Source organism: Psychrobacter sp. CX21, from assembly GCF_057396255.1.
Genome location: NZ_JBXYJG010000011.1, coordinates 34,275 through 54,513, shown reverse-complemented (window position 1 = coordinate 54,513; position 20,239 = coordinate 34,275). Strand labels below are relative to the sequence as shown.

Annotated in this window: 16 protein-coding genes and 1 tRNA gene; 8 read left to right on the top strand and 9 right to left on the bottom strand. The window is 39.6% G+C overall.

All coding sequences use genetic code 11. The annotated features are described in order from the left end of the window. Nucleotides 1-295 precede the first annotated feature (295 nt). On the bottom strand, nucleotides 296-1,507 hold the full coding sequence (gene rlmN / locus AC2SLP_RS07760) for a dual-specificity RNA methyltransferase RlmN (RefSeq protein ID WP_486536102.1): 1,212 nt from the start codon (nucleotides 1,505-1,507) through the stop codon (nucleotides 296-298). A gap of 356 nt (nucleotides 1,508-1,863) precedes the next feature. Further along, on the bottom strand, nucleotides 1,864-2,295 hold the full coding sequence (gene ndk / locus AC2SLP_RS07755; RefSeq protein WP_486536101.1) for a nucleoside-diphosphate kinase: 432 nt from the start codon (nucleotides 2,293-2,295) through the stop codon (nucleotides 1,864-1,866). A gap of 540 nt (nucleotides 2,296-2,835) precedes the next feature. On the opposite strand from ndk, the gene AC2SLP_RS07750 reads away from it, so the two are divergent. The 5 genes from AC2SLP_RS07750 (at nucleotide 2,836) to AC2SLP_RS07730 (ending at nucleotide 10,099) form a co-directional block, all read left to right on the top strand. Beyond that, on the top strand, nucleotides 2,836-4,578 hold the full coding sequence (locus AC2SLP_RS07750) for an FMN-binding glutamate synthase family protein (protein WP_486536100.1): 1,743 nt from the start codon (nucleotides 2,836-2,838) through the stop codon (nucleotides 4,576-4,578). A gap of 146 nt (nucleotides 4,579-4,724) precedes the next feature. Further along, the gene (locus AC2SLP_RS07745; protein WP_486536099.1) at nucleotides 4,725-5,699 is read left to right on the top strand and encodes a phosphodiester glycosidase family protein; all 975 of its coding nucleotides are present in this window, start codon (nucleotides 4,725-4,727) and stop codon (nucleotides 5,697-5,699) included. A gap of 469 nt (nucleotides 5,700-6,168) precedes the next feature. After that, nucleotides 6,169-7,260, top strand: a complete 1,092-nt coding sequence (ychF, locus tag AC2SLP_RS07740; RefSeq protein WP_486536098.1) for a redox-regulated ATPase YchF — start codon at nucleotides 6,169-6,171, stop codon at nucleotides 7,258-7,260. A 428-nt stretch (nucleotides 7,261-7,688) separates the two neighbouring features. Next, nucleotides 7,689-9,209, top strand: a complete 1,521-nt coding sequence (locus tag AC2SLP_RS07735) for a deoxyguanosinetriphosphate triphosphohydrolase (protein ID WP_486536097.1) — start codon at nucleotides 7,689-7,691, stop codon at nucleotides 9,207-9,209. Nucleotides 9,210-9,403: 194 nt separating this feature from the next. Continuing rightward, complete coding sequence (locus tag AC2SLP_RS07730; RefSeq protein WP_486536096.1) at nucleotides 9,404-10,099, top strand: TetR family transcriptional regulator; 696 nt, start codon at nucleotides 9,404-9,406, stop codon at nucleotides 10,097-10,099. A gap of 9 nt (nucleotides 10,100-10,108) precedes the next feature. On the opposite strand, the gene gspK is transcribed toward AC2SLP_RS07730, so the two are convergent. The 7 genes from gspK to AC2SLP_RS07695 form a co-directional block, all read right to left on the bottom strand. Further along, the gene (gspK, locus tag AC2SLP_RS07725; protein ID WP_486536095.1) at nucleotides 10,109-11,668 is read right to left on the bottom strand and encodes a type II secretion system minor pseudopilin GspK; all 1,560 of its coding nucleotides are present in this window, start codon (nucleotides 11,666-11,668) and stop codon (nucleotides 10,109-10,111) included. 188 nt (nucleotides 11,669-11,856) lie between these two features. After that, the gene (locus tag AC2SLP_RS07720; RefSeq protein WP_486536094.1) at nucleotides 11,857-12,732 is read right to left on the bottom strand and encodes a prepilin-type N-terminal cleavage/methylation domain-containing protein; all 876 of its coding nucleotides are present in this window, start codon (nucleotides 12,730-12,732) and stop codon (nucleotides 11,857-11,859) included. Then, complete coding sequence (locus tag AC2SLP_RS07715) at nucleotides 12,722-13,387, bottom strand: prepilin-type N-terminal cleavage/methylation domain-containing protein (RefSeq protein ID WP_486536093.1); 666 nt, start codon at nucleotides 13,385-13,387, stop codon at nucleotides 12,722-12,724. Before AC2SLP_RS07715 ends, AC2SLP_RS07720 begins: the two co-directional genes overlap by 11 nt. Before the next feature lie 3 nt (nucleotides 13,388-13,390). Then, entirely contained in the window at nucleotides 13,391-14,083 is a 693-nt protein-coding gene (locus AC2SLP_RS07710; protein ID WP_486536092.1) for a pilus assembly FimT family protein, read from the bottom strand. A gap of 231 nt (nucleotides 14,084-14,314) precedes the next feature. Beyond that, nucleotides 14,315-14,995 carry a TetR/AcrR family transcriptional regulator gene (locus AC2SLP_RS07705; protein WP_486536091.1) on the bottom strand — a complete coding sequence of 227 codons (681 nt, stop codon included), beginning with the start codon at nucleotides 14,993-14,995 and terminating at the stop codon, nucleotides 14,315-14,317. 121 nt (nucleotides 14,996-15,116) lie between these two features. Beyond that, entirely contained in the window at nucleotides 15,117-15,905 is a 789-nt protein-coding gene (locus AC2SLP_RS07700; protein ID WP_486536090.1) for a TatD family hydrolase, read from the bottom strand. Nucleotides 15,906-16,148: 243 nt separating this feature from the next. Continuing rightward, nucleotides 16,149-17,075, bottom strand: a complete 927-nt coding sequence (locus AC2SLP_RS07695; RefSeq protein WP_486536089.1) for a tRNA (N6-threonylcarbamoyladenosine(37)-N6)-methyltransferase TrmO — start codon at nucleotides 17,073-17,075, stop codon at nucleotides 16,149-16,151. A gap of 570 nt (nucleotides 17,076-17,645) precedes the next feature. Here AC2SLP_RS07695 and AC2SLP_RS07690 point away from each other — a divergent pair. The 3 genes from AC2SLP_RS07690 to AC2SLP_RS07680 all read left to right on the top strand — a co-directional run bounded on the left by AC2SLP_RS07690 (nucleotide 17,646) and on the right by AC2SLP_RS07680 (nucleotide 20,177). Then, nucleotides 17,646-18,419 carry a ferredoxin--NADP reductase gene (locus tag AC2SLP_RS07690; protein ID WP_486536088.1) on the top strand — a complete coding sequence of 258 codons (774 nt, stop codon included), beginning with the start codon at nucleotides 17,646-17,648 and terminating at the stop codon, nucleotides 18,417-18,419. Nucleotides 18,420-18,569: 150 nt separating this feature from the next. After that, nucleotides 18,570-18,655: transfer RNA gene (locus AC2SLP_RS07685), tRNA-Leu, on the top strand. A 163-nt stretch (nucleotides 18,656-18,818) separates the two neighbouring features. Then, entirely contained in the window at nucleotides 18,819-20,177 is a 1,359-nt protein-coding gene (locus AC2SLP_RS07680) for a tyrosine-type recombinase/integrase (RefSeq protein ID WP_486536087.1), read from the top strand. The last annotated feature ends 62 nt before the right edge of the window (nucleotides 20,178-20,239 follow it).

The window sequence follows — 20,239 nt, the reverse complement described above, 5'->3', positions numbered from 1 at the left end:
GTTGAAGATTTTATAATTAGTATACTAACTTATCAAGCAATCAATCATAATGATGGCTTAATCTTATTAAAACTCATTTTTAAAACTTATTGTAACCTTAACTTAATAGTTAAAGTCAAAGAAATCTAAAATACTTACAAGGCAACCGAGTGCAAGTACTGCTCATGTAGGCTCAGCGAGGTTAACGCCGTAACCTATAGTAGTTGGCTGACTATAGTGAACTTTAATAATTATTATTTTAATATTAATTTACCATAAGATTGCACTTCAAGTTAATATTTAGGATCAACGAATACTAAACCTCTTGTTTGTTCATATTACGCTCTTTAATGCTTTGCTGCCATTTGGCAGAGCGACGTGTTCTATCAGCGACTTGTCCAACTAATTGACCACACGCTGCATCGATATCATCGCCGCGAGTTTGACGAATGGTGCAGACAAAGCCTGCATTATTTAGGATATTACTAAAAGCGTGGATACGGTTATTGCTCGATCGATCGTAAGGGGTATGCGGGAATGGGTTAAATGGAATTAGATTAATTTTGCTAGGTAAGCCATCTAGTAGGGTGACTAATTGATACGCGTGTTCATCACTATCGTTGACACCAGCGAGCATCACATATTCGATGGTAACGTGTTTTTTATGGCGAGGATTGTTGTCAAACACATACGCTTTTGCCGCCGCTATTAATTCATTAAGCGGGTACTTTTTGTTAATAGGCACCAGCTCATTTCGCAGCTCATCATTTGGAGCGTGAAGGGAGATGGCCAATGCCACATCGATGTCTTGGTACAAATCGTACATCTTGGGCACCACACCAGAGGTTGATAGCGTCACACGGCGCTTTGACAACCCATACGCATGATCAGACAACATCAAACTCATTGACGCCACTACAGGCTGGTAATTAAGCAGCGGCTCACCCATGCCCATCATCACCACATTGGTTACTTTGTTTTCCCAGTCGCTATGATCAACACCTTCCATATAAGACGCATTAGCTACCCACAGTTGTCCAATGATTTCAGCAGCAGTAAGGTCACGCTCAAAGCCCTGTTTGCCGGTACTACAAAAACTACAATCTAAAGCGCAGCCAACTTGAGAAGAAATACATAGGGTTTTGCGCCCCTCTATCTTCCCGTCTTCAGCAGGAATAAGAACAGTTTCTACTAAAGACCCACCCGCGACCTTAAATACCCATTTACGCGTACCGTCTTCACTAAACTCTTTATGAACGACTTCTGGAGCTTGAACATAAGCTTGCTGACTTAACTTTTCCCGCAATCCTTTGGATAAATTTGTCATTTGCGAAAAATCAGTAACCCCATGTTGGTATATCCACTTCATAACTTGGGTAGCACGAAACGGCTTCTCCCCAATTTGTTTGAAGTAATCACCTAATTGTTGCTGACTCATACCAAGAATATTTACTTTGGTAAAAGTTGCATCGTTTGGATTATAGGTCGCTGGAATGCTATCAGCAGACTGCATTGGTATTTTGGTCATATAATTTCTTATGTCTAGTCTTTTGTCTACTCTTTTGTCTATTCTTTAGTCTAGTATGGCTTTGATCTAAATAGTTTGTAATTTAATTGTTTGACATATTAGCCTGTGTTCACAGTCTAATATATTGGGTCTAAAAACCTTTTTTCTATATAAGTTTAGCTTAGGATACATTAATCACCATACTAACTTAAAGTTATTAAGCCAATGTTGTCATACCTTAAGTAACTTGTGAATATATAACTTATATAAATACAACCTTGAGATTATATAATAAAAACGACTAAGCAATCGCTTAGCCGTAGTTATTATGCAGATAAGATAAATATCTAGACAATAATTTGCTCGAACACCGTAAATTAACGCGTGCGATCTAGAACTTCATTCTCATCAAAGAAGTAAGCAATTTCACGTTCTGCTGATTCAGGAGAGTCTGAACCGTGGACAGCATTTTCGTCGATACTTGTCGCGAAGTCTTTACGAATAGTTCCTTCAGCTGCTTCAGTTGGGTTAGTTGCACCCATGATTTCACGGTGCTTAGCAATCGCATTTTCACCTTCTAGTACAGACACAACTACTGGGCCTGAGGTCATAAAGGATACAAGATCATTGTAAAATGGACGCTCTTTATGCTCAGCATAGAATCCGCCTGCTTTTTCATCATCAAGATGCAACATCTTAGCACCAACAACTTTAAGACCAGCTTCTTCAAAACGGTTATAGATTGCACCAATATGGTTGCCGCCTACAGCATCAGGTTTGATAATAGAAAGTGTACGTTCGATAGCCATGTTTAGCTCCTTTTATTATAGAATAATCGACATTATTAACATAAAAATTCGGGGAATAAAATCGTTAAATTAAACATTCATCAAATTTCATTCACCTAACATTTATCTACTTAGATTTAGTATTGAGATGATCTAAAGATTCGTTAAACTCACGTATATGAGTTAAGACAGCGTTTATTATAGCGATTCAAGTTATAAATGATAGAGCAAAACGGTCTTTTTTCTAAAATATACACAATGTAATCAGACACTTTACATTAAGCCAAACATCTAGACAGTTTGATGGAATGCTTAGGGACTGTTTAGATTAAGTTGGTTTTTTTAAATAGAGAAGGAATGCTAACCACTCACAGTGTATTATTAACGTCTCAAGGCATGGGATAATAAGATATTCTTCGTTATAATTAAAACTTATCATCGGTATACAATAGATAAGAATACAATAGATATAAATTCAATAGATAAGAATACAACAGATAAAACATTTCGGCATATAGATGACGAAATGTATTTAAAGGTTATGAAAGAAGAGGACGGTTTATGCCACAATCACGAACGGACTTGAATCCACAAGATGACAGTATGGAGTCAAATGAGCGCCAATATCAAGTGAGTGCGCTTAAACGATATGCGCTATTAATCATAGTTACTATTGGCTTAATCGTTACCATATTTACTTCAGTTTGGTGGCTGGCACTTATTTGTGCCGCCTTAATCGTTGTTGGATTATATGACATTTCTCAATCAAGGCATGCTGTCCTTTATAACTACCCTATTGCGGGTCATATTCGGTATTTCTTAGAAAACTATCGCCCAGAGATTCGTCAATATTTTATTGAAGATGATAAAGAGCAAGTACCTTTTTCGCGCCAGCAGCGTGCACTTGTGTATCAGCGTGCGAAAAATATTAGTGATACTAATGCTTTTGGTACCCTTGACGACCTTTATTCAGATGATAAAGAATGGTTTTTACAATCTCAAAACAGTCGACCCCTTAAAGATACTGATTTTCGTATAACGGTTGGCAATCGTCATTGCTCACAACCCTACTCAATGTCTGTTTTTAACATCTCTGCCATGAGCTTTGGTAGCTTATCAGGCAATGCCATTATGGCGCTTAATAAAGGCGCTCAAATTGGTAAGTTTACTCATGATACTGGTGAAGGTGCTATTAGTCCCTATCATAGAAAATTTGGCGGCGATTTGATTTGGGAGCTTGGCACAGGATATTTTGGTTGCCGTGATCAAAACGGTAATTTCGATGCAGATCTTTTTGCACAAAACGCCAAAGACGATCAGGTAAAAATGATTGAGATCAAATTATCTCAAGGCGCTAAACCCGGTAAAGGCGGCGTACTGCCTGCTGAAAAAATTACTGAAGAGATAGCAGATACGCGGCGCATACCGATGGGTGAAGACTGTATTTCGCCCTCTACTCACTCAGCGTTTAGCACACCGCGTGAACTGGTGCACTTTTGGCAGCAGCTGCGCGATTTATCAGGTGGCAAACCAGTTGGCTTTAAATTGTGTATAGGCCAACCTTGGCAGTTCATGGCAATCGTTAAAGCCATGATAGAAGAAGACAACTATCCTGACTTTATCGTGGTCGATGGCGCTGAAGGGGGTACTGGTGCTGCTCCAGTTGAATTTATGGACAGTGTTGGTATGCCTTTGATTGATGGGTTTTTATTGGTGCATAACACCTTAGTGGGTGCTGGCATCCGTGATAAAATAAAGGTTGGCGTTAGTGGAAAGATTGTATCAGGATTTGATCTGGCTAAAATGCTGTCTTTAGGTGCGGACTGGTGTAATTCCGCGCGCGGATTTATGTTCGCAGTCGGCTGTATTCAATCTCGCTCTTGTCATACCAACACTTGCCCGACTGGCGTTGCTACCCAGGACCCCTATCGTCAAAAGGCGCTTGATGTGCCCGGTAAAGCTCAGCGTGTGGCAAACTTCCATCAAAACACACTTAAGTCGTTAGCAAATATAGTTGGCGCTGTTGGTTTATCGCATCCTGATGACTTGCATGCCTATCATATTGCCCGCCGCATGAATGACGGCTCAATCAAACTTTTATCAAAATTCTTTTACTTTACGGATGAAGGTGTCCTAATTGATGGCAGCGCTCGTGCTAATATTTATAATCAAATGTGGGTCATGGCGGATCCTAATAGCTTTAAAGCAGATAATGAAGCCTATGTTGCTTACAACAAAGACTCAAGAGATAACGATAAAAACAAAGATAGCGGTGATATAGGTAATGTTGAGTTGATGTTATAGTCATAAAAAAGCGGGTTGTTATCATACGGCCCGATTGTATTTATCGGTTATAATAATGTCATAAAATAACTGACTCTGTCTGAATCAAACCTTGTTTTACCTTGTGTATGAAATTTTATTGAACCCTAATTTGAGATACCTACACCGTGTTAACACCACCGCTAAAGCCCATATTATTATTAAAATTATCCTTGCCTATATTATTGGCTTGTACGCTATTGATGGGGTGTAAAGATGATTTAAAATCAATCATGCACACGATTAATAATAACGAGGCGCCGCTGAAAGGCGAATACTGCCAAATAAAGAAGGCACCTTTTAATCATGCACTGTGTGACGTCTCGCAACAAGCGCTTAAAGACAACGATCAACTTAACCTTAAATTATTCTGGAAGTCAGGCAAAACTCAGCCAAAGAGCTCTGAGCCTATCTCAGTTAAAAATCAAGACACTGTGCAAGCTATGCAAGCCGTGCAAAATGATAACATCGAACCAGGCACGTTTGCCGATACCGATCAATCTATCAAACCACTTTATAAATTTGACACTTTGATCAACGATTTAGAGGATGATACCACTTTAATATTTGCTGCAAACGCTGGAATGTATGATGCTGATTTTGCGCCTATAGGCTATACAGTCATACAAGGACAGCAAATTTTGTCGTTGAATTTAAATGAAGGCGTGGGTAACTTTCATTTGACTCCAAATGGCATCTTTTGGTGGGATAAACATAATAACTTTCATGTCACAGAGAGTCATCAATTTGACGCAATGCTAAAAGAGGGGTCGACGACGCCATGGTATGCCACTCAATCTGGCCCTATGCTCGTCATTGACAATACTATCCATCCTAAATTCAATGAGTCTAGTAACTCACTTAAGATTCGCAATGGAGTTGGAATCTGTGAAGATGACAGCGTCAAGTTTGTGACCAGTACTGAGCCGGTTAACTTTTATCAGTTTGCCGCATATTTTAAAGACGCTTTGAATTGCCCCCAAGCTTTATTTTTAGATGGGGGTATTGCCTCTGCCCTATACGCGCCTAGCATTAATATTAAAGATGATAAAAACATGGGGGTTATGCTGGGTCTGGTTGAACAGACTAATCCTGCAAAATAAATATGCCTATATTAGCTTGCCCCCTATCCAATGAAGTTTGCTACAATACGCATATTATTTTATATCGTCGCTGTTTTATAATCAGCGAAATACTAAACGGTTAGGGTGTTAACCTCGCTCGCCCTACTATAGCAGTACTCGCACTCGGTTACCTTGTATCCATTTTAGATTTCTTTGACTATAGTATATAGACATTAAAACTGGCTTTTACGTATTAAGACTATAATACAGGCTCTTTTGTATAAGCCTTCAACATAGAATCTTTAGTATAGAACCGATGATATATAGATGCCGATATATAAACATCTGACGGCTAAATCCTCGATAATGACAATCAACAATAGACACAAAATTTAATGGTCTATCCGAACTGTTCTATCCAAATTAAACACACATGCTATTTTATGTAGCATCACAAATCCGATTTAACTTTTATTTAACCTTACAATTAGATTAAGAGAGACATAACATGGGCTTTAACTGTGGCATCGTGGGCTTACCAAATGTTGGCAAATCAACTTTATTTAATGCTTTGACTAAAGCTGGAATCGCTGCGGAGAACTTTCCGTTTTGCACCAAAGATCCAAACGTAGGCATTGTACCTGTTCCTGATCCGCGCCTAAAAAAACTAGCAGACATTGTTGAGCCTGAGCGCGTCTTACCGACGACAATGGAATTTGTAGACATTGCAGGCTTGGTAGCAGGTGCGTCGCAAGGTGAAGGCATGGGCAACCAATTTTTGGCCAATATTCGAGAAACAGACGCTATTGCGCATGTGGTTCGCTGCTTTGATGATGATAACGTCGTTCACGTTGATGGCCGCGTAAGCCCTATTGATGACATTGAAACCATTAATACCGAGCTTGCACTGGCCGATTTGGAAGCGGTCGAACGTGCCATCACCAATCTTACCAAAAAAGCCAAAGGTAATGATAAAGAAGCGCAAGCGGCTCTAGATGTCTTCAAGAAGATTGAGCCATTTTTGGCAGAAGGTAAAGCGGCGCGCGCGGCAAATATAGATGATGATGAGAAAAAAATCATCAAAAGCTATGGTCTTATTACGTTAAAGCCTACCATGTATATTGCTAACGTTAGTGAAGATGGATTTGAGAACAACCCTTACTTAGATGCAGTAAGAGAATACGCAGCTGGTGAAGATGCCATTGTATTGCCACTTTGTAATCAGATTGAAGCTGAAATATCGCAGCTTGATGAGAATGATAAAGCTGACTTCTTAGAAGCAATGGACATGGAAGAAGCGGGTCTTGATCAGGTGATTCGTCTGGGTTATGAATTACTAGATATGCAGACCTACTTTACTGCTGGGGTAAAAGAAGTTCGTGCTTGGACAGTTAAAGTTGGCGCGACCGCCCCTGAAGCGGCTGGTGTCATTCACACTGATTTTGAGCGTGGTTTTATACGTGCCGAAGTCATCGCTTATGAAGACTTTATCGAATATGATGGTGAGAAAGGTGCGGCTGCTGCGGGTAAATCACGTTTAGAAGGTAAAACGTATATCGTGCAAGATGGCGATGTGATGCATTTTAGATTTAATGTGTAATGTTTCTATTTTAACTACTTAAGATCTAATAGCTATTCAGACCATTTAGCTGAAGCTACTCCAAGGTTACTTTAAGGCCGTATAGAAATCTATACGGCCTTTGTTTTAACGCTAACTTTATTAATGTGCGCTTTAATTCAAGTTTTTGATCACACCCTACTACTCGCTTTATTCAAACTAAGGCGTGCCCCCTATTTGGCTGGTGAGGCAAAAATGAGATAGATTTTTGCTAATCACCTTAAATTTTGCAGAGAATATAAATATATTATCTGAAAATTTGCAAAGAGTAGTGAGAATATAGCCATTTTTTGGCCATCAATCTTAGGAGTATCCATTGAGGACACGCCCTATATAAACATTCTGCACAAACTCATCGAGAGTTTTTCTGATATGCTATTAGATACTTTAATAACATAGTTCAATAACGTATGACACAGCATCGCTTAAACCTAAACAGTGCCCTAAATGAATCAAGCTTAGCGCATATTAGTACTGAAAAACGTTGGTCTTACCTGTTTACAGACCGGCGACTGGGCCGTATTCATAATAATAAATCGTACGAAGTCTCACGAACCCCCTTTCATAAAGACTACGATCGGCTTATTTTCTCGCAGTCATTTCGTCAATTGAATCAAAAAACTCAAGTACATCCCCTGACCAATCAAATGGGCATACATACTCGTCTAACGCATTCCCTTGAGGTGTCCTGTATAGGTCGCTCATTAGGTATGATGGCAGCTGAGAAGCTGCACGCTACCCTATCAAATGGTCTACCAAAAGGTGTTAGTGTGGGTGATGTGGGCGTGATTGTTCAAGCGGCATGCCTAGCACACGATATTGGTAATCCACCATTTGGTCATGCGGGTGAATATGCAATTCGCGACTGGTTTAACAAGCCCGCCCAGCAAGATTTTCTATACCATATCCCTGAAGAGAAACGCTTGGACTTGCAAGGCTATGAGGGAAATGCGCAAGGGTTTAGACTCATTACCCGTAATGAGCACCATCCTGATCGCGGCGGAATGCGCTTAACTTGTGCCACTTTGGGAGCATTTATGAAATACCCTTGGCTGGCCACTCACAGCAATATCATATCTCCCAAATTAGAGCCGCTCACACAAACCGCGGTTGAAGCGTCACAAAAGACTCCAGGAACTGAAATTAAGCCTAGCATCATCAACTTAAGCGCCCAAACTATTAATAAATACGGCTGCTTTAATAATGATGCCACCTTACTGGATAAGCTGGCGGGACAATTAAAACTGCCCTATTCACCCGATCATGATGGATATGCTCGTCATCCATTGGCTTACCTGCTCGAAGCTGCTGATGACATATGTTACGCCCTTATTGACTTAGAAGATGGCATCCATCTTAATATGTTGAGCTATAAAGATGTTGAACCCTTAATGCTAGAATTGATTGGCTCGCGAGGTATTCCGCCTGAAGTGGTTAACGATGCACCCGTAGCGCAAAAACTTGCAGCGCTACGTGGCCGTGCTATGATGCGTTTGGTCGATAAAGTCACGCAGGCCTTTGTCACTCATGCGGATGATATGTTAGCAGGCGAGCTTCAAGGTAGCTTATTTGATCATTGTGATGTCAGCGTTAGTCAAGGCATCGCCGAGGCTAAAAAGATTGCTTCAAACCAAATATTTGCGCATCCTGATAAAGTAAGGATGGAGCTAATGGCAAATAGATGTTTGCAGACATTACTCGATGCGTTTATGCCATTAGCGCTTTTACCCATAACAGATCAGCCACCGCATTTTGAACAAAAGCATCTAAAACGCCTACTAGACCAACACTTACACAATTTGCACCGATCACTAAATAATGATGTCTATGACAATGCTCTAAATATCTTAGATTATCTAACGGGTATGAATGATCATGAAGCCTACCGCTTAGCGCAGGATCTTAACGGTATTGGAGATAGAGTCTGGTAAACTTTAAACCACTTGAAATCAGCGGCATACCCCTCTATTATTTTAAATGCTATCAAATGTTCAGCATTGGTTACTTATCATCGTCATGTGTATCCGTCATCAATATTCGTCATTCAATAATTGTCATATAGTCAATCAGCATAAAAGTGGTTCGACTATCAATGCTTGCTTGTATAACTAGAGAAAACTGTATCATGTCCAATACTATAAATAGTCGTGAACAAAAAAAACGTCAAACACGTCAAGCTTTTTTTAATGCGGTATTAGACTTATGTATGATGGGTCAATCGTTTGGTTCAATCAGCTTACGTCAAGTTACCCGTGAAGTGGGCGTTGTACCTACTGCTTTTTATCGTCATTTTGACGATATGGAATCTTTAGGTCGCTGCTTGGTAGAAGAGGAGCTGGGCGAAGCGCTTTCTACACTACGTCGCGGGCTTCAAATGGGACGTACACGCAGTTATGATCGGCAAATTGCTAAAAGCATTCAATTATTCTTCAATTCAGTGGATGCGCATCCTCGTTATTGGCAGTTTTTGGTCAGTGAGCGCTTTGGGGGTTCAGAATCGGTACGCAATGCGATAGATGCTCAGATTAAAATATTTGCCCAAATTATGAGTGAAGACTTAGGCATTCAGCCCGCCTTCAAACACATTAATGCGTCAGATCGTCGTTTGTTAGCTAAAGCAGGCTTAAACCTATTTTTAACTTGGATTATTGATTGGCTTGATTTGACCTACTCACAAACGCATGATGATGAGGTCGATATTGAAAACTTAGAGGCTCAAAAAGATCGTATGCTAAGGCAGTGTACCCGCCAAGCGCAGATGTTATTTTATGGTGCAGAAAACTGGCGTTCCTCTGAAAACACTTTATTGACTACTGATTAATTAACTGGGCTAAAATACAGGTTTATAAGTCCATAAGCGAGTACCAAATGCGTTAATAAGTAAGTTTTCATTAGAGCCTATGTCACCATTGGCATCACTGCCATTACTGCCATTACTGCCACTTCCATTATTACCTGTTTGACTGTTAGCGTTTGACCGACTGTTAGCGTTTGATTGGTTGGCATCTGTATCGCCGCTGGTTTGCAAGTTTTCAGTAGACTGTGCGGTAACATCAGATTGTCCTGTTGGAGCGGATGAATTTGCCGACTCTGTATTATTATCATTAGATCCATCATCATTATTTGCTTGAGAATCAGTGTTTAAGGCTAGGTTTGGATCAATCTTACTAACGAATGTGGTGGCATACCGATGTCTGGCTTGCTCAGCAGCTTCATTGTTAGCGCTGTTATTAGAGTAGCTATTGGCATTGTTATTCACATGGTTACTAGCATGATTACTAGGATAGTTATTAGCATAGTTATTAGGAACAGCGACATCAATTGCTACATAAAAACCATGACTCTTAATATCCAACAACGATTCTAATTGCGTAATTTGCGACTGTGGCAACTCTGCTAATGGCAACTGTGCCAGCATCTCATCCACATCTTGGCCTGGTTTATTCTTTCGATCATTAACGAAGCTTTGAGCGAGCTCAGATGAGCCATCTCCTAAGGCACTAATCAGTTGTGCGGAAGCCGTATTTAAATTAATGGGTAGAAAGTAAGGTACTGCCGTGATATAGGGTTTGAGCTGATATACAATTTCGGGGGTGAATCCTCTTACCAAACTTAGTTGTGCCACACTCATATACGGCTGATTACTGATGATACGTTCACGGCTCTCAGGTCTAGTGAATAGACTTGAACCTGCACCAGCGTTATACACCGAAAATTCGCTATCTGCTTGACTATTGTCATCCTCTGAGCCAGCTCCTACTCTTACCTCTGCTCCAGCATTTACATCAGAGCCTGTCTCTGATACTGGCGCTTGAATGTCAGTGTGTTGATCTGGTAGATAGGCTTTAGAGTCTGGGTCTTGCCAGTCAAGTACCGCGTATGCCAACGCACCATCATGACCTAATTGCTCTAATAATCGCTTAAATACAGCAAGCGATGGCTCGTGAACCTCCCCATTTTGGTATAAATTATTGATATTGAATCTGCTCGACGCATCTTTAATCTCAAGCGTCACTTGATGAGTGCCAAGTGTAAACGGAGCGATAGGTTTGGCCCAAACATCTTGATAACTGTCATTATCATTGACCGCATTATCAGCTTGTATGATTGCGACGGCGAGCTGCTCTGCTGAGCGAATATCGTTGGCTATTTGATTCTGATCTCTCATCAGCTCATATTGTCTGAGCGATATCTTTTGACTGGCAAGCATAGACCCTGCGATCACCGTTATGGCAACCACCAGCAATAGAACCGTTAATAGCGCCACACCCTGTTGATGTGAAGGCAGTGATATACCATTCACTACAGGTATGCTCACCTTCGACTGAACGGCAAATTGATCGTTAATAAATTTGGCCGAGTCGGGCAGCTTTTTAATTAGTTTTTTCATTTTAAGCTTAATCGTTAAATATAGTCAAAGAAATCATAAGTGGTTACAAGGCACCTGAGTACAAGTATTACTAGTGCAAGTACTACTATAGTAGGGCAAGCTAGGTCAACATCGTAACCGTTTAGTATTTTTCTGACTATAGACGCTAAGTGACAGCAAGCTTGTTATCAAATTATAAGTTCATAAAATCAATTAGAACCTTCTATTGAAGGTGGTAATTGACTCAAAGCATATTTCCAAGTAATGGGAGTAGGCTCGTTACCAATTACAATATTAAAGTTAACTTGAACCCCTTTAGGCAATAAAGGTGACGATTGTGCCTCATCTTCTGACGTATTATTATTCGACTCTACACGGGAACCATTTGCTCTTTGAGTGCTTGATGCTCTGTTTAATGTTGAGGTGAATTTACTTTGAGTGTGCAGTGGAAATTCAGTGCTAGGCTCCGGTAAAAGTGCTTGAAACTGCCCCTCCGAAACTGTACTGAGTATGACGCTTTGCAGTGGCGTCTCATTGTTTGCCTCATCTAAACTGGTATAACGTTCTCTCACCAACCCCTCTTGATTAAAATAATAAACTACTTTTTCAAGGGTTGTGGGCTGCGCATAACGAGGGTCTGGGTCTGAATAACGAATAAAGCTTAATTGATTGTTCGCAAGTTTAAACGCGCTGACACTGGTGTCTATAGATTGTGGCTGATTAGCATCGTTTATATTAACATCTCGACCAAATTGAACAGGGTTACCTCTCTCATTTGTCTCATTAGCATCGCTTTGAGCTAAGTTTTGTCTGCCCGGTTGCTCATAAGCGGCGGCTTGCATCATGTCCCTTTGCAATTGACCATAAGCGTATTGTAATTCACTCAAGGTATCAAACTGGATCTCAGCGCGCTCTTTACTACGACTGATACTATCAAAAATTTGCCACCCTGCGACTGCCATCACTGCAAAAATCGCCATCGCAACCATAAGCTCAAGCAGGGTAAACCCACTTTGAGATTGCTTAACACAAGGCAATCTTTGAGACCATAACCTTGTATTGATATATAATGCACTAATTGTCATAGTGTGCTAATCCTGATGCTACACCTTGCAAGTTAACTGTGGTCATCGTCGTAGACGCTGTTTCTAATATCGATGTTCTTGAAATCGATGTTCCTAACAACTTATTAATATCTACGATAGTATGCTCGGCTTGACCTGCATCATTGACAGGAGCAACTTGTATGAGGACTGGCTGGATACTATCGGACAAGCTATTAATCATAGTATTGGAGGTATCTATAGTCTCGTTGGTAGTCTGAGGAATAACTGAAACTTCCCAAGTTCGACCCTGCTCAGAGACTTGATTGATCTGGGCAGTTTGTGGCCTTAGGGTATCTTGAGAATTTAGGGAATTTTGAGAGTTTTGAGAGTTCTGAGAATTGATATCTAAAGTAGCTGCTGTATTTTGCGCGACAAAGACAGCTAATGTGCGTGTTTTAAGATTGGTTACCGAACGCAAATATGTACCGCTTGCTTGACTAGCTACCATGGCTACGGTTGCTAGTATCGCAAGGGCTACAACCACTTCAATTAAGGTGAATCCATATTCATAACGTGGCAATCTTAGTGGTTTAGATCCATTTTGCGTACGCCTATCCTCTCCATCTTTATAAACATTGAGTAACTTTAGGCGATTTAATAATTGATTATTATCTTTATTGTTGTCATTAAACATCACTTATTCTCCCACAGTCACTCTGCCATCTGGAAGTAACGTAATAGCGTCACCTACCAGCCGTTTGTTGTGTCTGATTTCGATACGTGCAGTTGCAGCCTCCCCCGTGCCAAACCATAATACTTGGGGAACATCCGTCCCAACAAACCAAGGCTGTAATTGCTGAGTAGAAGTAAGTTGACTTGAAGATCGGTTAAAAGATGATGATGCACCAGAGATTGGTGCATCAAGAGGAATAATGATAATTTCAACATTGGCGGGCAGTGATGGTAACGTAACATCGTCTTCAATGCGCCAGTTAGGTAATGCCGCTTGCGTGTTAGATTGCATTCCCGACAACTCCATACTGTTTTTTGCACGATTAACAGACGCTAAAGCTTGATTCTCAATATGTGCATAAGGGTTATTTAATGCCATTATGACGGGATTTACTTGCCCTTTATTGTCCGATTGCAATACCAGACCCATTGGCTGCATACGCTCTGCCGATAATAGCCTGACATAGCTTAAGCTATCAATCATATGCTCATAAAAAGCACGGTTTTTACGCGACTCGGTACTTCCGACTGATACGGTAATCATACCAGCAAAAATGGTTAATATAACAATGACTACCATGATTTCGATCAAGGTAAACCCTGATTGTATCGCTTTAACATTTGGCATTGAAAGACGGATATCGTGGGTATGGCTCATGGTAGCTAGCTTAGCATGACTTTTGATGTCAAGGCTTTAGACGTTAAGACATTAGACATCTGGGCTTAAGACGTCACTGTAAAAACAATCACCACAAGCGTTCGGTAACGAGTCTAAAAGCAATGAACTACTGTGGTATATTTTGGATAGAATTGATAGAACGAACAGATTTTTATTATAAACTTTTAATATGACAATAATAACTAACCCATGCACCGTTATTCAAAATCTTTAAGAGCTTTGAGCCTTAGAATAAGCCTCGATTTCTGAATCAATTTGGCTGACCAAATCCACCATATCATCATCAAATTTATTATCGCTCGGGTACTGCTTTGGCAAATCCAACATCTGCTGAACCAGTGCCATACGTAAGGTATCCCTACGCCCTAAATAGCGCTGATAAAAGCTTGAGTTTAGAAGACTGGCACCGCCCTGCCCTATCGACCAGATAGTTGATAGATAATCTCGCGTACTTAGTCCGCTATTTTCTTGATTTAAATACGTGCTAGTAATGTCTATCAGACGTTTCATACGGGCGCGTCTGATTTCATACAATTCACTAAACATACGGTTCAATCCATGAGCTGACGCGGCCAACCGCTCTTCAATCTGGTTAAATAATAACGCCTTTTGCGGACTGAATAATTGTTGTAAAATCATGCGTGACACGCCAGCAGCAGGACAATCATCGATTTTATTAATACTAAATAACTGCTCTTCATATCGAATAATGATACGCAGATAAAGCTCATCTTTACTTGAAAAATGCTTGTATAACGTCCCTTTTGCAAGATCTAACAGATCTGCAAGGCTATCCAAAGTAATATCACCACTACCTGACTCAAGTAAGAGCTGTTCAGCTGTGGCTAAAATCTTCTCTTCACGGTTCTTGAATTGCTGCTGCCTGCTCATGCAAACTCCTAACCTGACATACCAAATACGTTATTGAATAAACGGGTAAGCCCTTAAACCACAAGGCCTATATAAAAAATGCTATGACTGATTGGTCATAACCTTTCATAGGATACCGATTTTATTGTACTTGCGCCAGTAAATCATCGAAGTTTTTTGCAGTTAATTCTCCAATCTGTTCACGCGAGGTATTAAATAAATCTGCAATACACTCTGCAACATAGGGAACATAAGCAGGCTCATTTGATTTACCACGTTTGGGAACTGGCGCAAGATAAGGGCTGTCTGTTTCAATTAACAGTCTATCTTTGGGTACTTTTAGTGCAATGTCACGTAAACTCTGAGCATTTTTAAAACTAACAATGCCTGAAAACGAGATATAAAAGCCTAAATCTAGTGCTTTTTTTGCCGTATCCCAATCTTCGGTAAAGCAATGAATGATGCCGTGGTTTGCTTTTTCTGACTTTAAGATATCTATGGTATCGTGCTTCGCTTCACGCGTATGTACTATTAAGGGTTTTTTTAAAGTTTGACTGGCATATATATGCCGCGCTAGACTTGCTTGCTGTTCTTGTTTATTTTCATCGCTCCAATAATAGTCCAAACCCGTTTCACCAATAGCCCATACATGGTCTGCACTCGCTGTGTCAACCAAACGTTCTACCGAAGCGGATTTTAAAACTTCAATATCCTCACAAGGATGAATGCCCACACTCATGCCTAGTGTTAACTCTTCATCAGAAAACTCAGTAACAATGTCATAAATCTCATCATATTCAGCAAAGTCGCACATGATGGCCATTGCTCTACTGACATTGGCTTGTTTCATAGCGTTTATCGCACCTGATAACTCGCCATTATAGTGTGTTAAATCCAATCGATTAAGGTGACAATGACTGTCTGTAAACATAGGGATGTCTCTATTTAGTTTTAGCAAAAACAATTAATAATGCATTTTATTCAAATATTCTTTATTAATTGCTACTCATTGCTTATATTTCAAGTTGGCTATATATTAAGTTGGCTATATTTCAAGCACTTGGATTATAGGGCATTAAAAATATCTAAAGCTAGCTACTTAACTATTATCAATTTATTGTTCTATCTGCTGAACTTTCTAACTACTTAACTTTCCAACTACTTAACTTTCCAACTATGAAATCTTTATAACGAATTCAATAAGCAGAACATTTTGGGAATTTCCATTGTCTTGAGAAGCTTCATTGTCATCTGTAGCGCTCATTCTAAAGCCGATATCATAGTTTTTGTAACGTATATAATACTGACGATCAGTATCGGAGCGTCGATAAGCGGGTCTTGGATCTTGCGCGATAATTTGCATGATAAGCACTTTGTCCTCTTCGGTAAGGATGTCTAATTCTTGACTGCTTTTAGAATTATCAAGCGTAGAGTCTTTAGCCTTAAAACTATTATACGTAGAATCACATGCCCCACTATTAATGAGTGATTGAAACTGATTATTAGCAATTTCAGATAAAACAACTTTTTTATTATTAGGTTTTTCGGGCGCAAAAGTACTAGAGGACGCCTCTAATTTATCGCTATAAGGAAGATATGGTTTGATATCGATAATGGGCGTGCCATCTACCATATCTGCACCTCTGATATGAAGTCTTAGCGTATTATCAACACGCTCAATTTTTAGAAACTTAACCACCGACAGCCCTTGTTTAGAAGGTCTGTAAGTACTTCGCGTGGCAAATACTCCCCGTTTGTTATTTCCGCCCAGTCTAGGTGGCCGAACTTTGGGTTTAAAAGGCGCTTCATTATGTGTAGAGGGATGATTGTATGTAGAGCTGGACTGTTGATTATTTACTGTCTGCTGATTGTTATTTTGATGCGCGTACCACGTAATCCAAAGATGGCTAAAATCTGCAATACCCTCAAAGGCTTCTAGCGTATCATAAGGGGAAATGAACTCTATTACACTATTTATCGCCACTAAATTCGGCTGACGGGGAATACCAAACTTTTGTGTTAATGGCGATCGATGATATCCAATTATCGGTACAGAAATGAGAGGCGCAGAGGTTTGATCATGTTTAACAGAGTTTGTCATAGTTAGGCGTCATCACGAATTTGGAGTTGGTAAAATTTATAATAGAGTGTAAAGGTATTGCAATCATAATGAATGACTTAAATTAACTTGATAGCTATTTTTTAATAACAATATCTTATTAAGACAACGCATAATAAAAGCATTAAAAAGTTTATCTTAGTCTCACCCAATTTAGGCATTGAACTATGTTTTCTAATTAAGTAATACTTAATAAAATGATATAATAACGCTCGCTTATAATTATTTTAATAACTCTTATTCCATTTTATAATGAGATATTTGACCTAATTTAAATTTATAGCCATTATGACAAGTAATTATTTGTTATCATATGCGTCTTGAAATTATGTACTAAGTACAAGCCTTATCTAAATAGCCAATACTTTATATAATACGCAACTAGGTTTTCATCACTACTTTATTTTAACTGCTTGCTAATGGTTTTGGTGTTTCTTATTACTTTGTGTGTTTAATCAAAGTTGAGTGCAAAGAACCCGTTTAAAATAATTTATAACATTATTGATCGATTTATTATCAACCGATTTGCCATCATTATTAATTGAGGCCTTTATGTCAAAGTTTCTAACTGAAACCGTCACTTATGTACACCACTGGAACGATTCATTATTTACGATCAAAACCACGCGCCATGCCGGTCTGAGATTTCGCAATGGTGAATTTGCTATGATTGGAATTATGGTAGATGGTCGCCCATTATGCCGAGCCTATTCTATCGCAAGTCCTAATTACGAAGACCATATGGAGTTCTTCTCTATTAAAGTTCAAGACGGTCCTCTTACCTCACGCTTACAACATATTAAAGTTGGCGATGAATTATTAATTAGTAAAAAACCTACGGGCACCTTGGTTCTTGATGACTTATTGCCTGGAAAACATTTGTATATGCTATCAACGGGTACAGGGCTCGCGCCATTTTTGTCCTTGGCCCGTGATCCAGAAGTTTATGAAAAGTTTGATAAAATCATCTTATGTCATGGGGTGCGCCGCGTAGAAGACTTGGCGTATCGTGAAATGTTTGAAGATACTTTACCCAATGACGAATTATTTGGCGAATGGTATCGTGAGAAGTTTATTTACTATCCTACTGTCACGCGAGAAGACTTCCGTAATACAGGACGTATCACAGACTTAATGAAATCTGGTAAACTTTATGAAGACATTGGTTTACCGCTAATCAATAAAGAAGATGACCGTGTGATGATTTGTGGCAGCATGCCATTTAACGCAGATGTTTCTGCTATATTAGATGAGGCTGGACTAGAGGTATCACCGCGTATGGGCGTTCCAGCAGATTATGTGGTTGAGCGCGCCTTCGTCGGTTAATTACTGTATGACATCTTTAAGGGTTTAGCTCATTAAGTTTTGATAGAGTATGATAGACAAATCTATCCCTAATAAACCGCTTGACCAGACGTGATAAGTTGATATAATACGCCCCCTATCTAACACATATTAAAGTTAGTAACCCTACATGCCAGTGTGGTGGAATTGGTAGACACGACGGATTCAAAATCCGTTGCCTATAAAGCGTGTCGGTTCGAGTCCGACCACTGGTACCATATATAAGTTCTATATAGTTTTATACTATCCTCAAGCCCTTGTTTATCAAGGGCTTTGTTGTATCTGATGTCTTATATTGTCCTGTATAATGTACACTAATCCCTGCATTTAATGTACACTCTGATGTACACCTATTTAAAATGTACATTGGATTAGGCCATCATGACTCAACGCAAACCAATCTCTTCTGATCGTAGTATCTCTAGCCATAAAACTGAAGATAAAGAATATCTGGTGTCTGTTAAGAACCATCCTAAGTTGTATTTGATGGTTAGACCTAATGGTACGAAGTCGTGGGTCTATCGCTACAACTCCCCTATTACTAAGAAAGCCAAGAGAATATCGTTAGGCGTTTATCCTAATGTGAAGCTTTCTCGTGCGTATGAGATTTGGCATGAGTATGAAGATCTGATCAGTAAAAATATTGACCCTAAAGAATATCGTGAAGAAAAAGAACAATTACTTTTAAGTAATGCTAATAATACTTTTGAGCATTTTGCCTGGTCATACTTCGAAAGCTTAGTACAAGTACAAAAACCAAATACATTGTTGCGGAAAAAAGGACGTATTGAGCTTCTGTGCCATTATATTGGCGATCAACCTATCAAGGATATTACTGCTCCTCAAATGCTAGAGGTACTACTTGATATTCAAAACAGCTCGCTTAACAAACAAGGGCAGCCTACTGATAAGGCTGAAAGATGCGCTGGTATTGCCAGTGATATATTTGTTTATGCAGGTGCTCGTGGCTTCTGTGATTCAAATCCAGCTAATCTGATTAAGAGTCAGTTAGCCACTGCTCGTTACGGGCATAGACCAGCGATAACTAAACCTAAAGACTTGGCCAAGCTATTAAGGGATATTGAGACCTTAGAGGCAGATAAGAATACCATGAATTCACTTAGGCTATTGGCTATGCTGTTTGTACGTAATGGTGATATTAGACGTATGCGATGGGAAGATTTAGATTTAATCGAAGGCCGATGGAAGCTTAAGCCGTTAAAAGGCCAAGGTAAGGTCAATATGGTAAAAGAAATGGTTGTGCCTTTGCCTAGACAAGCGGTTGAACTTTTATGCGAACAAAAAAAGTTAAATGGTCATACTGAATATGTCTTTTACAGCGCTACTGCTAAAAAGCATAACATCATTTCAGAAAATACTGCTACCAAACAACTTAACAAATTAGGCTATCAAGGCATTCACTGTGTGCATGGCTTTAGAGCTACTGCAAAAACTATTCTGCAAGAGCATTTAAAGTACCCTCTACTGCTTGTTGAGATGGCATTGGGTCATACGACTAAAGATCCAAATGGAGGCGCTTATGGTCGATTTGAGTACATTGATGATAGGGCTGAGATGATGCAGAAGTGGGCTGATTATCTGGATGCTTTAAGAGCTGGTGAGAATACAGATCAGTTTATCCGTAACAACACGGCAAAAAAGCCTGCAGATGAACTGCAGGCTTTGATTGACAAGTTGGGTGAGGATAAAGTTATGGAGATGCTTAAAAACAAGCTATAAGCTATTTAAACACCATAAAAATGATTCAAGAACATACTATTATCTAAAAACAACTTTTAACA

What these genes read in the sequence shown, in the direction of transcription:
- AC2SLP_RS07750 (WP_486536100.1), top strand. Translation starts at nt 2,836, where the DNA reads ATGCCACAATCACGAACGGACTTGAATCCACAAGATGACAGTATGGAG.
- AC2SLP_RS07735 (WP_486536097.1), top strand. Translation starts at nt 7,689, where the DNA reads ATGACACAGCATCGCTTAAACCTAAACAGTGCCCTAAATGAATCAAGC.
- AC2SLP_RS07700 (WP_486536090.1), bottom strand. Translation starts at nt 15,905, where the DNA reads ATGTTTACAGACAGTCATTGTCACCTTAATCGATTGGATTTAACACAC.
- gspK (WP_486536095.1), bottom strand. Translation starts at nt 11,668, where the DNA reads ATGAAAAAACTAATTAAAAAGCTGCCCGACTCGGCCAAATTTATTAAC.
- AC2SLP_RS07720 (WP_486536094.1), bottom strand. Translation starts at nt 12,732, where the DNA reads ATGACAATTAGTGCATTATATATCAATACAAGGTTATGGTCTCAAAGA.
- AC2SLP_RS07710 (WP_486536092.1), bottom strand. Translation starts at nt 14,083, where the DNA reads ATGAGCCATACCCACGATATCCGTCTTTCAATGCCAAATGTTAAAGCG.
- AC2SLP_RS07705 (WP_486536091.1), bottom strand. Translation starts at nt 14,995, where the DNA reads ATGAGCAGGCAGCAGCAATTCAAGAACCGTGAAGAGAAGATTTTAGCC.
- AC2SLP_RS07695 (WP_486536089.1), bottom strand. Translation starts at nt 17,075, where the DNA reads ATGACAAACTCTGTTAAACATGATCAAACCTCTGCGCCTCTCATTTCT.
- rlmN (WP_486536102.1), bottom strand. Translation starts at nt 1,507, where the DNA reads ATGACCAAAATACCAATGCAGTCTGCTGATAGCATTCCAGCGACCTAT.
- ychF (WP_486536098.1), top strand. Translation starts at nt 6,169, where the DNA reads ATGGGCTTTAACTGTGGCATCGTGGGCTTACCAAATGTTGGCAAATCA.
- AC2SLP_RS07690 (WP_486536088.1), top strand. Translation starts at nt 17,646, where the DNA reads ATGTCAAAGTTTCTAACTGAAACCGTCACTTATGTACACCACTGGAAC.
- AC2SLP_RS07730 (WP_486536096.1), top strand. Translation starts at nt 9,404, where the DNA reads ATGTCCAATACTATAAATAGTCGTGAACAAAAAAAACGTCAAACACGT.
- AC2SLP_RS07680 (WP_486536087.1), top strand. Translation starts at nt 18,819, where the DNA reads ATGACTCAACGCAAACCAATCTCTTCTGATCGTAGTATCTCTAGCCAT.
- AC2SLP_RS07715 (WP_486536093.1), bottom strand. Translation starts at nt 13,387, where the DNA reads ATGTTTAATGACAACAATAAAGATAATAATCAATTATTAAATCGCCTA.
- ndk (WP_486536101.1), bottom strand. Translation starts at nt 2,295, where the DNA reads ATGGCTATCGAACGTACACTTTCTATTATCAAACCTGATGCTGTAGGC.